Below are 15753 nucleotides of genomic sequence, written 5' to 3'. Positions count from 1 at the left end.
TTGAAAGCACGGGAAGATAAAAATCTAGATTCACTTCAAGGGTTTAGACCGTAAGATACACTATAAAATTCTTCTTTTAGAATTAAAAGGGCACATCATTATCATCTATACCACCATTGTTCATAGAACTTCCAAATGCCTCATTGGCATTGGGAAGATTTTTGGTGATAAACGGATTATCCTCATCGGCGTTCATTTTGGACTGATACTCGAAGGGAGAATCAAAATCATCCAAGTTATCGAACTTACCTAAGTTTCCGATAAACTTCAATCGGATATTTTCCAGACCACCGTTTCTGTGTTTTGCCACAATGAATTCTCCTTGACCAGCTGTTGGAGAACGCTCTTCATCGTCCCATTCATCAATCTTGTAGTACTCTGGCCTATAGATAAAGGACACAATATCCGCATCCTGTTCAATCGCACCGGATTCCCTCAAATCCGATAGCACAGGGCGCTTACTACCGCCCCTTGTTTCTACGGCACGCGATAACTGCGATAAGGCAATTACAGGTACACTCAGTTCTTTTGCGAGTGCTTTTAAGTTACGAGAAATAGTAGATATCTCTTGTTCCCTATTCCCACCTTTCTGACTTCCTCCTGCTGTCATTAACTGCAAATAATCAATGATGATCATTTTTATTCCGAACTGAGAGGCCAATCGTCTGGCCTTAGCCCTTAAATCGAAAATAGACAAAGAAGGGGTATCATCTATAAACAATGGGGCATTTTCCAAGGCTTTCACCTTTACGTTTAATTGCTCCCATTCGTGTTTTTCTAGTTTTCCGGTCCTTAATTTTTCAGAAGACAATCCGGTTTCCGAGGATATTAACCTGGTAATTAACTGCACCGAGGACATCTCCAGAGAAAAGAAAGCTACTCCGATATTGGAGTTTACAGCAATATTCCTTGCCATAGACAAGGTCAAAGCCGTTTTACCCATACCAGGACGTGCTGCTACAATAATCAAATCACTAGGTTGCCACCCAGAAGTAAGCTTGTCCAACTTATCAAATCCGGACGGAATTCCACTCAACCCTTCCTTACCGGCAATTTCCTCAATTTTTTTCTTGGCCTGCATCACCAAATTTTGTGCGGTTTCTGCAGATCTTTTTAAATTCCCTTGAGTAACGTCGTATAATTTAGATTCGGCGGTATCCAACAAATCAAATACATCGGTAGCATCGTCGTAAGCTTCCTCAATAATTTCGTTGGAGATCTTAATAAGACTTCTTTGAATAAATTTTTGAAGAATAATACGGGCATGAAACTCGATATGCGCCGAAGAGGCCACTTTTTGGGTCAGTTTAATCAGGTAAAAATCACCCCCTGCTCCTTCTAGGCGCCCGTCCTTCTTTAATTGGGACGAAACTGTTAATAAGTCAATCGGTTCGGAGTTTTCGAACAATTTAAAAATAGCCTCAAAAATAAATCGATGGGCATCTTTATAAAAGACTTCGGGATGCAAGATGTCTATCACTTCATCGACACCTTTTTTGTCAATCATCAATGCACCGAGAACAACCTCCTCTAAATCAACCGCTTGAGGTGGTATTTTTCCTTTTTCAAGGTTTATGATAGTCGACTTATCTATCCGATGACCAATAACAGGATTTGTTTTTTCCATGAGTGCTAAATTAGACAAAAAAGCTTTAAAAAGGTGGTAACGATATCAACAGTTCATCAACAATTTCATTGTTAATAAGTTACAGATATTGTTGATAAGCAAAAAAAATCCGGAGAATTATTTCCCCAGATTTTCTCAGCTTGACAAATAGGCTTGCTATCCGTTATATACACCCATATTAGCGTATTTATCCATACGTGAATTCACCAAATCTTTTGGTGATAACTTTTTTAATTCTTCGTAGTGCGAAGTAATTTTACCTTTTATGATTTCGAATGTTTTCTCGCGGTCGGAATGTGCTCCACCAGCAGGCTCCTTCACGATTTCATCGATCAATTTCATTTTTTTCATATCGGTAGCCGTTAGCTTAAGAGCTTCGGCCGCCAATTCTTTGTATTCCCAACTTCTCCAAAGGATAGAAGAACAAGATTCTGGCGAAATAACAGAGTACCAAGTATTTTCCAACATCAGCACACGGTCTCCTACTCCTATCCCTAAGGCACCTCCAGAGGCTCCTTCACCAATAATCACAACAATAATCGGCACCTTTAAACGGGTCATTTCCAATATATTCCTTGCAATAGCCTCTCCTTGCCCTCTTTCTTCGGCTTCAATTCCTGGATATGCTCCCGGAGTATCAATAAAGCAAACAACAGGTACGCCAAATTTTTCCGCAGATTTCATCAGTCGCAAGGCTTTTCTATAGCCTTCGGGATTTGCCATCCCAAAATTACGATACTGTCTAGTCTTGGTATTATACCCTTTCTGTTGCCCGACGAACATATAACTTTGGTCGCCTATTTTACCAAGACCGCCAATCATAGCCTTATCGTCTTTCACATTTCGATCGCCATGCAATTCTAAAAAGGTATCCCCACAAAGGGCTTTTATATAATCTAAAGTATAAGGCCTATTGGGGTGTCTGGATAATTGCACCCTTTGCCATGCGGTAAGATTCTTATAAATTTCCTTACGAGTTTCTGCCAACTTTTTCTCTATCTGCTTACAGGTCTCAGAAACGTCCACATCACTTTCCTCTCCGATGATCATGCACTTATCTAGCTGCTCTTCTAGTTCTTTAATTGGTAGTTCAAAATCTAAATACTCCATAGGTTTAAAAGTTTGTTTCTTTCAAAAAGCAAATATAAAACTTTAAAGGGAAGCTACCCTAACTCGCTTTTTTTAATTTTCCTCTATTTTTCAAAATACCGTTCGCCACAACTGTACAAAGTATCATCAAGGCCCCTACATAAAACAAGGCGTCCATCTTTTCGCTATCTCCCAAAAATATAAATGCCAGCACTAATCCGTACACTGGCTCCAAGTTAATGGTAAGCATTACGGTATAAGGCGAGATGAATCTCATGACTTTTACAGAAGCAATCAGTGCATAAGCGGTACATACCGATGCTAGAATAAAAATAAATATCCAATCGTTCTGCGATACCTCAAAAAATTCTGGTGTGAAGCCACCGGTAAACAATATATATAAGGATAAAAAGAGCACCCCACTGCCCAATTCATAAAAAGCTATCACTGAAGGTTTTTCGGACTGTATCAATTTCCCATTGATAAGGGAAAACACGGCCGACAAAAAAGCCGAAGTCAATGCCAAGAGCACCCCTAACAAATATCCGGACTCCACATCGAACATCACTAACAATCCTAGTACAACCACCACTCCAAAGAGCAATTCGTACCAAATCATTTTTCTTCCATACCAAAATGGCTCTAAGAGGGCGGTAAAAAATGCTCCTGTAGACAAGCAGGCCAAGGTTACCGAAACATTGGACACCTTAATAGCCTTAAAAAACGTCACCCAGTGCATAGCTATCACAATACCGCCAATAACCAACATTATCAAGGTCTTGGGCGGCACCTTTAAAGGAAACCTTTTAAAAAGGATATATCCGAATATTAAGGTAACAGCTATCGTCATCCGATACCAAACCAACGGCAAGGCATCTAAGGTGATTAATTTTCCCAATACAGCCGTAAACCCCCATACAAATACTATTAAATGTAAAAGGAGGTAGTTCTTAAATTTAGCGTTTTGCATTATTCAACAAATAAAGTCCAATGATTCCGAAGGCTACATTTGGTATAATCACAGCCAACAAGGGCGAAAAACCGGCTTGTTCTGCAAGGGTACCAAAAACCTTATCGAAAAATATATAAATAAAAGCCACCCCTATTCCAAAGGCCAAATTAACTCCCATTCCACCTCTTCTCTTTACAGAAGATACCGCTACTGCGATTATAGTTAGGATAAAAGCAGCCACAGGCAGGGCCCATCGTTTGTATTTTACCAGTACATAGGTATTGATATTGGAGGCTCCTTTTCTTCTTTGAGTATCGATAAATTCATTGAGCTCGAATAAATTCTTCGTTTCTGCGGCATAGGATACCGGAGTAAGGTCGTCTATTCTAAAATCAAAAATTGTATCTAACCTACGCTTGGTTTCCAGAATTTCGATATCGTCCACCAAGCTTCTTTTCTCATAAGACGTTAAGCGGTAAATACTGTCTTTTTCCACCCATCTGATGTTGGCAGCTGAAATCTTATAGTCCAGGGTATTCTCCTCATTGAAGTGTTCCAAGGTAAAATTATACCCGATCTGCCTAGCCGGATCAAAACTACTGACATAGATATAATCGTTTTCATTCAATTGATTGAAAAGATTTGTAGTAACCCTATCTTGTTTTCCTTTTTTTAGGTACTTATAAATAAATCCGTTGTACCCGATACTTGCCTGAGGCACTATGAACATACTCATAAAAAACATGATTACGGCGATCAAGGTTGCCCCAATAAGATAGGGACGCATAAATCTGCTATAAGAAACCCCCGAGCTAAGAATGGCGACAATTTCGGTGTTATTGGCCAATTTAGAAGTAAAGAAGATCACCGACAGAAACAGAAAAATAGGAAATAATAAGTTTCCTATAACCAGCGTAAAATTTAAATAATACATGGCTATTTCTGCAAATGGCGCCTCATTATCGATCATTTTACCTATCTGTTCTGCCAAATTCGCCATGATCCCAATAGGAACAAATAGCAAAAGCATCACAAAAAAGGTTGCTAAATACCGTTTGAGTATATATTTATCTAATATGGTTATCACTTACAATCTTTTGTCCATTTGTTTTACCATGATCGATTTCCATTCCGAGAAATCTCCGGCTAAAATATGTTTTCTAGCTTCACGAACCAACCAAAGATAAAAACCTAGGTTATGAATGGTAGCTATTTGTTTCCCCAAATATTCGTTGGCAGCAAACAAATGACGTAAGTATGCTTTTGAATATTCAAGATCTACAAAGGTGGTTCCCATTTCGTCAATTGGCGAAAAATCGTTTTCCCACTTTTTATTTTTGATATTAATGGTACCATGAGCGGTAAAGAGCATTCCGTTTCTAGCATTCCTGGTCGGCATCACACAATCGAACATATCTATACCTAGGGCTATATTTTCCAGGATATTAATAGGGGTTCCTACACCCATTAAATATCTAGGCTTGTCTTCTGGCAATACTTCACAAACCACTTCGGTCATGGCGTACATTTCCTCTGCTGGTTCTCCTACCGAAAGACCACCAATAGCGTTTCCTTCCGCTCCAACGCTAGCGATATATTCTGCCGACTGTCTTCTTAGATCCTTATAGGTAGACCCTTGTACAATAGGAAAGAACGTCTGTTCATACCCATAGGTAAAAGGTGTTTTATCTAAATGTCTTATACAGCGATCTAACCACCTATGCGTCATATGCATAGATCTTTTTGCATAGTTGTAATCACATGGATAAGGAGTACACTCATCAAAGGCCATAATAATATCGGCTCCGATATCTCGTTGGATCTCCATAACGCTTTCTGGCGAAAAGAAATGATAAGAACCATCTATATGGGACTTAAACTTTACCCCTTCTTCCTTTATCTTTCTATTTCCGGATAATGAATATACCTGATATCCGCCGCTATCGGTCAGAATATTACGGTCCCAACCCATAAATTTATGGAGTCCACCTGCCTGCTTCAATATTTCTATTTTGGGACGCAGGTACAAGTGATAGGTATTCCCTAGAATTATATCAGGATTTATTTCTTCTTTCAGCTCCCGTTGATGCACCCCTTTTACCGAGGCTACGGTACCTACCGGCATAAATATAGGAGTTTCAATTTTACCATGGTCAGTAATAAGCTCTGCGGCTCTGGCCTTGGATTTTGGGTCGGTGTGTTGTAAGGTAAATTTCAAGAAATATGATTTTTATGAGCGCAAAGATAGTCAACCAAGCTTACTAATTTCCCTAACAAAAAAATAAAGTTATGTTATCGGCAATGAAATTTGACAAAATAACACTATTCGAACTTGTATAGCCAAAAGATAGCCATTACTTTTGATAACTTTTTAAAAACATACATAAAATGCCTAAACTACAAGAATTACAAGATTTGACCATTCAGGTACGCAGAGATATACTAAGAATGGTTCATAAGGTCAGCTCCGGGCATCCAGGAGGTTCATTAGGGTGTACCGAATTTTTGGTAGCACTGTACAATGAAACAATGCAGTTACAACCCGAGTTTGACATGGATGGTAAAAATGAAGATCTTTTCTTTTTATCAAACGGTCATATATCTCCGGTTTTCTATAGTGTATTGGCAAGAAGAGGATATTTTCCCGTTGACGAATTAAATACTTTTAGGTTAATCGATTCTCGTTTGCAAGGGCACCCAACTACTCACGAAGGTCTACCAGGGGTTCGTATTGCCTCAGGATCTTTAGGACAGGGAATGTCTGTAGCCTTAGGAGCAGCACAAGCGAAAAAATTAAACCAAGATCCTACCTTAGTATATTCCCTACATGGTGATGGAGAATTACAAGAAGGGCAAAACTGGGAGGCCATCATGTATGCCGCTGGAAAGAAAGTAGACAACCTTATTGCGACCATTGATTACAATGGACAGCAAATTGATGGTTCTACCGATGATGTATTGCCAATGGGCGATTTAAAATTAAAGTTTGAAGCTTTTGGTTGGGACGTTCTTGAAATTAAAGAAGGAAATAACCTAGAAGCTATTATAAAAGGACTCGCAGAGGCCAAAAGTAGAACTGGAAAAGGCAAACCTGTTTGTATCTTATTACATACTATTATGGGGCATGGCGTAGATTTTATGATGCATACCCATGCTTGGCACGGTAAAGCTCCCAGCGACGAGCAATTAGAGAATGCTTTGGCTCAAAACCCAGCAACTTTAGGCGATTATTAATCCCCTGCATTTCCAAATAACAATAAAGAAAATACACTATGAAAAAATATATAGATCAAGGTAAGAACGATACAAGGAGCGGTTTTGGAGCTGGACTTACTGAACTAGGAAGAACCAACCCAAATGTAGTTGCCCTTTGTGCCGATTTGATAGGTTCCCTTAAAATGGAAAAATTTATTGAGGAAAACCCAGAGCGTTTTTTCCAAATAGGTATTGCCGAAGCAAACATGATGGGGATTGCAGCTGGACTTACCATTGGAGGAAAAATTCCCTTTACCGGAACCTTTGCAAACTTTTCTACAGGAAGGGTATACGATCAAATCAGACAATCTATAGCTTATTCTGACAAGAACGTAAAAATATGTGCCTCACACGCAGGACTTACCTTAGGTGAAGATGGTGCAACACACCAAATATTAGAAGACATAGGGATGATGAAAATGCTCCCTGGAATGGTCGTAATCAACCCATGTGATTACAACCAGACCAAAGCGGCAACCATCGCTATTGCAGAATATGAAGGTCCTGTTTACTTGCGTTTCGGAAGACCAAAAGTAGCTAACTTTACTCCAGAAGACCAGAAATTTGAAATCGGGAAAGCTGTAATGCTTAACGAAGGTACCGATGTTACTATTGTAGCTACGGGTCATTTAGTATGGGAAGCATTGATCGCTGCCGAGAACTTAGAAAAAGCAGGTATCTCTGCCGAGGTTATCAATATCCATACTATTAAACCACTAGACACGGAGGCTATTTTAAAATCTGTAGAAAAAACAGGCTGTGTTGTTTCTGCCGAGGAACACAACTATTTAGGAGGATTAGGAGAAAGCATTGCCGGATTCTTAGCGACTGCACGCCCGACACCTCAGGAGTTTGTAGCTACCCAAGATACTTTTGGAGAAAGCGGAACCCCAGCGCAATTAATGGAAAAATACGGCTTAAACGCAGCCGCGATTGAAAAAGCCGTTCAAAAAGTGCTTAAAAGAAAGTAATCTTGGTATCATTTTTGGTTAATATTAACTTTAAAAATTAATTCATTATGATAAAGAAAACATTTTTACTGGCAGTATTTGCTTTAGGAAGCTTCACTGCTATCGCGCAAAAAGATCCTGGTTTTGGGATCAAAGCAGGTCTAAATTATGGTGCTAACGGTGATTATTTTGAATCTACTGAAGATGCTTATAAAAATCCGGATAGCAATGTTGGTTATCACGTTGGATTTTTTGGCAAGGTAGGTACGGATATTTACTTTAGACCAGAATTGGTGTATACCAAAACGAAATCAGACTACGAAAACAATAGTCTTGACATGAGCAAACTAGACCTTCCGCTTCTTGTAGGTGTTAATCTAGTTGGCCCACTACAGGTTTTTGCCGGTCCATCTTTCCAATATATTTTGGATACGGATTTTGACGGGATAACCATTGGCGATGTTGAAAATGATTTTACAGTTGGATTGAATATTGGTGCCGGTATTTCTTTTGGGAAGTTCGGAATAGACCTTAGATACGAAAGAGGCTTTACCGAAAACGAAGTAACCGTATTTAATTCTAACGGGATAACTACTGGTGACAGAATAGACACTAGACCAGATCAATTAATTTTAAGTTTAGCCATTAGCCTTTAAGAAGCTTTAACTTTTATAACATTAAAGTACAAAACCGCCTATTGGATATATTCAATAGGCGGTTTTCTTTTATATTGAAGCCCATGACTTGAAGGCTATGGCTATTGATATTACAGCCCCCTCTTCTTTAAATCCATAGTTTGAAGGCCATGGTAATTGATACTGCAGACTCCTCTCCTTTAAATCATGACTTGAAAGCCATGATAATTGATCTTATTATATTTATTGCGTTAGGGACCGCGGCGGCATCCCCGCAGCGAAGCAAGGGATATAGACAAGGGCCCGCCCGACGAAGGAGGGAACGCCCAAAGCATTATTAGAAGACCTCCAAGAATCCGGCATCAACCCATAATAACTACACCCCCATTATTTTTCTTCATCCTGCCACAACACTCATCTATGTTCAATTTGGACACGAAATGTCGCTACAAAAAAAAACCAGCTTCTGAACTATTTTCAAAAGCTGGTCTTATTTAAATTATAAACAGAGACAGACTATTTCGTATCTGCATCTAAATAATCAGGAATGCCATCCCCATCCGTATCTGGGAAAGTTACATTCCCTTCTGCATCAATTTCTATTTCGTCCCTTGTTGAGACACCATCTCCATCATCGTCTTTATCCATATAATTCGGAAATTTATCCCCGTCGGTATCATCGTTAAAAAGATCACCATCGCCATCTAAATCTTCAAGAGCAGTAATTACTCCATCGCCATCGTGGTCAGACGATTTCATGGCCAACAAATTTATTTCAAAAACCAAAGGGTCATAAGATTTTCCAGTAGCACTTCCGTTAAAATACCCTAGTCCAGATGGTATAAAAAGCATTCCGATCCCTGAACCTGGCACCGTATAAGTACCATCGCCATTCTCTTGAACCTCACCACCGGTCTTAAATTTAGTAATCCCTTTTCTAAATCCGTTTACCAGCCCTGGCAAGTCAAACCAAACAGGAGCTCCTATTTGACTGTCAAAAATATCTCCGCTCAGTGCTGTACCCTGATAATTCACGTATACAGAATCTACCGAAGTAGGACTAACACCTTCTCCTTCCCTGGCTATTAAATAATAAAGATTGTGAGGAATATCTGTTTCTACGATTGCTTCCGCTCCCAAACGCAAATCTGAGGTAGACACTTTTACTACTTCTATCTTCACCTGATCTATTAACGGAGTTTTCTCGGAATTAACTCCAGCTATCGTATCAATCACGATCCTGTAATCAAAATCCTCTGTTGGGTTTTCAAAGGCTTCGTAATTGTAAAAATGAGTTTCCAGAAAGGTTTTTATCTCGGCATCATTTTCCACCGCCACTTCACTTAATAATCTTGGCGGTGTTGGGGGTATAGAAGATCCACCGTCATCTTTCTTACATGAGTATACAAAAGTGACAATTAATGCGAGGAAAAGAATTCTTTTAATATTCATTGATTTCTTATTTAAAGGCCGCAAGATACAATTTTCCCCTATTTTTGTAGAAGACGTTAACAAAGAATTTCAATAGTTTATGCGGATTGACAAATACTTATGGAGCACCCGTTATTTTAAGACCAGAAATATCGCTTCGGAAGCATGTAAAAAGGGACATATAAGGATTAACGGGCAGGTGGTTAAACCTTCCCGAGAAGTGTACCCTACGGACAAAGTTATTGTCCGTAAAGATCAAATTAATTACGAATTTACTGTTTTAGACATCCCAGAAAGCAGGGTGGGCGCCAAATTAGTAGACATCTATCGAAAGGATACTACTCCAAAAGAGGCTTTTGAACACAATGAACTTTTAAAGTTTTCCAAGGATTACTACAGAAAGAAGGGAACAGGACGCCCCACAAAGAAGGACAGAAGAGAAATAGACGACTATTTGCATGAAGAACCTGAATAAAGAATTTTGGGAAGACAGGTATATTAATCAGGATACCGGATGGGACATAGGCCATATTTCTACCCCTTTAAAGTCCTATATAGATCAACTCCGTGATAAAACGATCAAGATTTTAATTCCCGGGGCCGGAAACGGCTATGAGGCGGTGTACCTAGCAGAACAGGGGTTCTGCAATATTACAGTCATCGACATAGCCAAACCCCCGTTAGAGCAGTTAAGAGGCAGGCTTACAAAAACCGATAGGGCAACACTTATTGAGGGAGACTTCTTTGATCTTGAACTTTCCGATTTTGACCTTATATTGGAACAGACCTTTTTTTGCGCCTTGGACCCGAGTCTACGACCGGCCTATGCACGTAAAATGAAACAACTCTTAAAACCCAAGGGAAAATTGGCAGGGCTACTGTTTAATTTCCCCTTAACGGAATCAGGTCCGCCCTTTGGTGGAGACCAGAAGGAGTACAAAATGCTTTTTTCAAAAGACTTTACCATTAAGATATTAGAAAACGCCTACAATTCTATAAAACCAAGAGCAGGTAAAGAACTGTTTTTTATCTTTGAATCCAAATAATTGCACATTATGGTCAACAACATATTATCACACCAAGAAATACAACACAAAATTAAGCGCATCGCCTATCAAATATACGAAGCCAATGTTTTTGAAACCGAAATAATCATCGCTGGGATTGTTGGGGGCGGTTTAAACTTCGCCAAAAAAATCCAAGCTGTTCTCAATACCATTACGGAAGCCCAGATTACCTTATGCGAAGTGAGCATGAACAAATCGAATCCGCTTACTACCGGCGTACAGACTTCCATTCCAGAAGAAGAATACACCAACAAATCGGTAGTTTTGATAGACGACGTCCTTAATTCGGGTACTACCTTAATATATGGAGTGCATCATTTCCTTAGAGTTCCCTTAAAGCAATTAAAAACAGCTGTGCTAGTAAACCGAAATCACAAGAAATATCCTGTAAAAGCAGATTTCAAGGGCATTTCTCTATCTACTTCTTTACAAGAACATGTAGAGGTAGAGTTTAGCCCAGAAAACGACCGTGTCTATTTAACGGAGTAAGCCTTTTATCTCTTCAACAATTTCCTGAGGCTCTTTATGATCACAAGTTATGATGTAGGGAGCCTTTAGGTAATAGTTATTTCTTTCGAACAAGTGCTTCCCTATAAACTCTGGCAACTCATCATTGGGTATATTTTTTATCAAAGGCCTGTGGTCTTTTTCTTTTATAAGACGTTCTGCCAGTCCGGGAATGGACACTTTTAGGTAAAAAACATAGTCGGCCATGGCCAACATAGTCTCCATATTTCCAGAATAACAGGGTGTGCCCCCACCTGTAGAGAGAATAAAATTATTTTTTTCCGTTAAAACTTCATTTAAATATTGGTGTTCTTTTTTACGAAAAAAGATCTCCCCATGTGTCTTAAACACATTGGAAATAGAATCTCCAAGTCCGTCTTCAATAACTTCATCCAAATCTAAAAAACTGCTTGCCAAATCTTTAGACAACAATTTACCGATAGTAGACTTCCCACTACCCATATATCCAACCAATGCTATTTTCACAATTCTAATTTCCTGTAAAATTGCCTCATTAAAATGGGATATCAAAAAAAAACCAAAAAAATTGAAAAAGCATTTGGTGGCTTCACAAATGGTCGTATATTTGCACCCGCAAACACGCCGTGTTCGCCACAAATAATGACTTGGTAGCTCAGTTGGTAGAGCATCTCCCTTTTAAGGAGAGGGTCCTGGGTTCGAGCCCCAGCCAAGTCACTAAAGTTAGGTTTCCACTTAACTTTTTTAATTTTTAATAACGCCTAAAATAACGGTTTAGGGTTATCTCTGAAATATTGAATAAAAGATTTAAATGCACAGCAGTCAGATGCAAGCATAGATCTGATCATTAGAAACGTATATTAAAACAGATTTATTTTTATACGATATACATTCTGACTTGGTAGCTCAGTTGGTAGAGCATCTCCCTTTTAAGGAGAGGGTCCTGGGTTCGAGCCCCAGCCAAGTCACTAAAGTTAGGTTTCCGCTTAACTTTTTTTATTTGAAATAGTTTCTATATCATTTCTTTTAGAAAGGCGTCCGATTTTTGGATATCTAACTCAAGAGCCCACGTGGTGAAATTGGTAGACACGCCACCTTGAGGGGGTGGTGTTCGCAAGGACGTGCTAGTTCGAATCTAGTCGTGGGCACTAAGCAGTATAAATAACAGTTTTTTCATTGTTTTTTATTTTTTGTCCTGCGCAGCATATTAATGACTTGGTAGCTCAGTTGGTAGAGCATCTCCCTTTTAAGGAGAGGGTCCTGGGTTCGAGCCCCAGCCAAGTCACAAAAAGCTAAGTGTATCATTCACTTATTATTTATCTGACATCGTTTTTAAATCCTTTGTTTAAATTTGACAAACAGGCCTTCTTAGGAGGGCAAAATTGACAAAAAAGGTTTTTATTTAAAACTAGTCTACAACACAAAATATCATAGATAGCAATTATTCATTGTCTTGGTTTTTTGTTCTACATACATTATGACTTGGTAGCTCAGTTGGTAGAGCATCTCCCTTTTAAGGAGAGGGTCCTGGGTTCGAGCCCCAGCCAAGTCACAAAAAAGCTAAGTATTTCACTTAGCTTTTTTTGTTTAAAACAGTTTTTAAAGGCCATTCTTTTTGCCAAATTACAGGATCACTTTACTACTTTTAGAAATAAGCGCCTTTAATTTTCATTTGGCATCCTCGCTTAAAAAAAAAAAAATCCTCTTTTAATCCTGTTTTTCCTTCCAACCAACTATATTTCATAGGCGACTATTCTATCGCCAATCCTCTAAATTCAACATATCAGCTGAATTTCCGTACTTTTTAGCAACTAATAGTACTATCTATTGAATATTAATCGTAATTTTGTTTAGCTTTATTTAATAAAACATGAACAGAGTTAAGAAAGAATTCAGTATTCGGGATTTAGAAAATTTATCTGGCATAAAAGCGCATACCATTCGGATTTGGGAAAAGCGATACAATCTTCTTTCTCCAGAACGCACCAGCACCAATATAAGAACCTACAGCATTACAAGTCTCCAAAAGCTATTAAACATCACCTTACTATACAACAATGGTTATAAGATTTCTAAAATAGCTGAATTATCCCAAAAGGAATTCAAAGATTTAATTTCTACTATAACGACTTCAAAAAGCAAACAAGATCATGCGGTCGCTTCCTTTAAACTAGCGATGATGAATTTTGACCAAGCTTTATTCTTTGAAACCTTGGACCAGGTCTCCGAAAACAGAAGCTTTAAAGCTGTTTTTAAAGATGTTTTTCTCCCTTTTTTAAATGAAATTGGTCTCCTATGGCAAACTGACACTATAAGCCCCTCCCACGAACACTTTATTACGCATTTAATAAAGCACGTGATTTTTGTTCACACCGAAAAACTACATTCGAATACCGACTATACTACAGACAAGACCTTTGTCTTGTTTTTACCAGAAAATGAAATTCACGAACTAGGGCTGTTATATTTAAATTACGAAATTAATCTAAGCGGCTACAAGACCATATACTTAGGACAGTCTATGCCGTTGGAAAATCTGGTAGATTTAAACAAGTATTTTGACAATCTATATTATATCTCTTATTTCACTGTGGCTCCTTCCAAGGATAAAATAGATGCCTACCTAACCGATTTTCAGAATTTCATAGGAAAAAGCAACAAAAGCGAACTTTGGCTGTTAGGACAACAAACAACGCATTTAGAGCAAGCGAAACTACCGCGAGGTATCCGAACCTTTAGCACCATCAATAGAGCCATTAAGGAATTGAACAAACTAGAAACCGTTAATTTATAGCTATTAAAATGAGTAAAAAGGCAGTCGTCATAGGATCGGGGTTTTCATCGCTATCCGCAGCTTGCTATTTGGCAAAGCAAGGTTATAAGGTATCTATTTACGAAAAAAACAACACACTTGGTGGTCGGGCAAGACAGTTTACCAAGGACGGCTTTACCTTTGACATGGGTCCCAGCTGGTATTGGATGCCCGATATCTTCGATAATTTTTTCAATGATTTTGGAAAAAAAACTTCGGACTATTATCAGTTAGACAAATTAGATCCGGCTTATAAAATATTTTTCTCGGACGATGTAATCACCATTGGGGACTGCATGGATAAAATTTGTCTGGAATTTGACCGTATCGAAAAAAACAGCTCCGAACAATTGCGCAAGTTTATTGCCAAAGCCCAGGACAACTACGAAATTGCCATTCATAAAATTGTTTTACGTCCGGGGAATTCCCCATTAGAACTGGTCAGCAAAGACACCATTATCAGAATAGACCAATTCTTTAAAACCATCAGTCAAGAAGTACGCCGCAGGTTTAAAAACCCTAAACTTATTGCAACCTTAGAATTCCCGGTATTGTTCCTTGGAGCCAAACCTACAAATACGCCCTCCTTTTATAGTTTCATGAATTATGCCGATTTTGGCTTGGGCACATGGCACCCCAAAGGAGGCATGTACCAGATCATAAACGCCATGAGCAGCTTGGCAGTAGAGCTCGGTGTTGACATACACACCAACAGTCCCGCAGAAAAGATCCTTGTCACCGACGGTAAAGCTACCGGAATAACGGTGGCCACCCAAAACATTGCAGCCGACATTGTAGTTAGCGGCGCCGACTACCATCATTCCGAAAGCCTCTTAGCCCCACAATACAGACAATACTCCGAAGCCTATTGGGAGAAAAAGGTCTTTGCCCCCTCCTCCCTCCTCTTTTATGTGGCTTTCGATAAAAAACTAAAAAACGTTTCTCATCACAATTTGTTTTTCGATACCAGTTTTGAAGAACATGCCAAGGAGATCTATGACAGTCCACAATGGCCAAAAGCGCCATTGTTTTATGCCAATTTCCCCTCGATAACCGATGACTCCATGGCACCTGTCGGGTATGAAACAGGCTTTTTTCTTATCCCCATTGCCCCAGGGTTAAAGGATACACCGGCGTTGCGCAATCAGTATTTTAATATTATATTGAAGAGATTTGAAAAGCTAACGGATCAAAAAGTTAGTGCCAATATTCTTTTTAAGGAAGATTTTTGTATTGACGACTTTATAGAACAATATAATTCTTATAAAGGAAATGCCTATGGAATGGCCAATACATTAATGCAAACAGCCTTTCTAAGACCTAAATTAAAAAGTAAGAAAGTAGCCAACTTATTTTTCACAGGACAGCTTACGGTTCCAGGACCAGGAGTACCTCCAGCATTAATTTCAGGAAAATTGGTTTCTGAGCTTATTCATGATAATTAAAAAA

15 protein-coding genes and 5 tRNA genes are annotated in these 15753 nt (G+C 38.9%); 13 read left to right on the top strand and 7 right to left on the bottom strand.

The window, feature by feature from the left end:
* Positions 1–82 precede the first annotated feature (82 nt).
* The 5 genes from dnaB to tgt all read right to left on the bottom strand — a co-directional run bounded on the left by dnaB (position 83) and on the right by tgt (position 5886).
* The gene (dnaB, locus tag BUA16_RS11310; RefSeq protein WP_072764855.1) at positions 83–1627 is read right to left on the bottom strand and encodes a replicative DNA helicase; all 1545 of its coding nucleotides are present in this window, start codon (positions 1625–1627) and stop codon (positions 83–85) included.
* Between the two features lie 156 nt (positions 1628–1783).
* Positions 1784–2737 carry an acetyl-CoA carboxylase carboxyltransferase subunit alpha gene (locus BUA16_RS11305; protein ID WP_072764854.1) on the bottom strand — a complete coding sequence of 318 codons (954 nt, stop codon included), beginning with the start codon at positions 2735–2737 and terminating at the stop codon, positions 1784–1786.
* Between the two features lie 58 nt (positions 2738–2795).
* Positions 2796–3686, bottom strand: a complete 891-nt coding sequence (locus BUA16_RS11300; protein ID WP_072764853.1) for a DMT family transporter — start codon at positions 3684–3686, stop codon at positions 2796–2798.
* A complete protein-coding gene (locus tag BUA16_RS11295) occupies positions 3673–4752 on the bottom strand; it encodes an LptF/LptG family permease (RefSeq protein WP_072764877.1) in 1080 nt (359 codons plus the stop codon). Before BUA16_RS11295 ends, BUA16_RS11300 begins: the two co-directional genes overlap by 14 nt.
* A 3-nt stretch (positions 4753–4755) precedes the next feature.
* Positions 4756–5886, bottom strand: a complete 1131-nt coding sequence (tgt, locus tag BUA16_RS11290; protein ID WP_072764852.1) for a tRNA guanosine(34) transglycosylase Tgt — start codon at positions 5884–5886, stop codon at positions 4756–4758.
* 170 nt (positions 5887–6056) lie between these two features.
* On the opposite strand from tgt, the gene BUA16_RS11285 reads away from it, so the two are divergent.
* From BUA16_RS11285 to BUA16_RS11275, 3 genes are read left to right on the top strand one after another with little or no spacing between them, the layout of a single operon-like run.
* A complete protein-coding gene (locus tag BUA16_RS11285; protein WP_072764851.1) occupies positions 6057–6902 on the top strand; it encodes a transketolase in 846 nt (281 codons plus the stop codon).
* 38 nt (positions 6903–6940) lie between these two features.
* Positions 6941–7894, top strand: a complete 954-nt coding sequence (locus BUA16_RS11280; RefSeq protein ID WP_072764850.1) for a transketolase family protein — start codon at positions 6941–6943, stop codon at positions 7892–7894.
* Between the two features lie 50 nt (positions 7895–7944).
* Positions 7945–8529, top strand: coding sequence for a porin family protein (locus tag BUA16_RS11275; protein WP_072764876.1), 585 nt, complete (start codon positions 7945–7947; stop codon positions 8527–8529).
* Between the two features lie 495 nt (positions 8530–9024).
* On the opposite strand, the gene BUA16_RS11270 is transcribed toward BUA16_RS11275, so the two are convergent.
* A complete protein-coding gene (locus tag BUA16_RS11270) occupies positions 9025–9960 on the bottom strand; it encodes an FKBP-type peptidyl-prolyl cis-trans isomerase (protein WP_072764849.1) in 936 nt (311 codons plus the stop codon).
* 79 nt (positions 9961–10039) lie between these two features.
* Here BUA16_RS11270 and BUA16_RS11265 point away from each other — a divergent pair, with 79 nt between their 5' ends.
* From BUA16_RS11265 to BUA16_RS11255, 3 genes are read left to right on the top strand one after another with little or no spacing between them, the layout of a single operon-like run.
* Positions 10040–10414 (top strand): RNA-binding S4 domain-containing protein, encoded by a 375-nt coding sequence (locus tag BUA16_RS11265; RefSeq protein ID WP_072764848.1) that lies wholly within the window; start codon positions 10040–10042, stop codon positions 10412–10414.
* The gene (locus tag BUA16_RS11260; protein WP_072764847.1) at positions 10398–10985 is read left to right on the top strand and encodes a methyltransferase domain-containing protein; all 588 of its coding nucleotides are present in this window, start codon (positions 10398–10400) and stop codon (positions 10983–10985) included. Before BUA16_RS11265 ends, BUA16_RS11260 begins: the two co-directional genes overlap by 17 nt.
* A gap of 9 nt (positions 10986–10994) precedes the next feature.
* The gene (locus tag BUA16_RS11255; RefSeq protein WP_072764846.1) at positions 10995–11495 is read left to right on the top strand and encodes a phosphoribosyltransferase family protein; all 501 of its coding nucleotides are present in this window, start codon (positions 10995–10997) and stop codon (positions 11493–11495) included.
* Here the strand turns inward: BUA16_RS11255 and BUA16_RS11250 are convergent.
* Entirely contained in the window at positions 11484–11999 is a 516-nt protein-coding gene (locus BUA16_RS11250; RefSeq protein ID WP_072764875.1) for a shikimate kinase, read from the bottom strand. The two genes, BUA16_RS11255 and BUA16_RS11250, sit on opposite strands and share 12 nt — an antisense overlap.
* Positions 12000–12136: 137 nt before the next feature.
* On the opposite strand from BUA16_RS11250, the gene BUA16_RS11245 reads away from it, so the two are divergent.
* From BUA16_RS11245 to BUA16_RS11215, 7 genes are all read left to right on the top strand, one after another.
* A tRNA-Lys gene (locus BUA16_RS11245) sits at positions 12137–12209 on the top strand.
* A 178-nt stretch (positions 12210–12387) separates the two neighbouring features.
* Positions 12388–12460: transfer RNA gene (locus tag BUA16_RS11240), tRNA-Lys, on the top strand.
* Positions 12461–12556: 96 nt separating this feature from the next.
* A tRNA-Leu gene (locus BUA16_RS11235) sits at positions 12557–12640 on the top strand.
* A 64-nt stretch (positions 12641–12704) separates the two neighbouring features.
* Positions 12705–12777, top strand: a tRNA-Lys gene (locus BUA16_RS11230).
* Between the two features lie 194 nt (positions 12778–12971).
* Positions 12972–13044: transfer RNA gene (locus tag BUA16_RS11225), tRNA-Lys, on the top strand.
* 318 nt (positions 13045–13362) lie between these two features.
* A complete protein-coding gene (locus tag BUA16_RS11220; RefSeq protein ID WP_072764845.1) occupies positions 13363–14286 on the top strand; it encodes a MerR family transcriptional regulator in 924 nt (307 codons plus the stop codon).
* 8 nt (positions 14287–14294) lie between these two features.
* Positions 14295–15749 carry a phytoene desaturase family protein gene (locus BUA16_RS11215; protein WP_072764844.1) on the top strand — a complete coding sequence of 485 codons (1455 nt, stop codon included), beginning with the start codon at positions 14295–14297 and terminating at the stop codon, positions 15747–15749.
* The last annotated feature ends 4 nt before the right edge of the window (positions 15750–15753 follow it).

Origin of the sequence: Arenibacter nanhaiticus, from assembly GCF_900141935.1 — a bacterium.
Lineage (GTDB): Bacteria > Bacteroidota > Bacteroidia > Flavobacteriales > Flavobacteriaceae > Arenibacter > Arenibacter nanhaiticus.
This window is presented reverse-complemented; position numbering and strand designations above follow the sequence as displayed.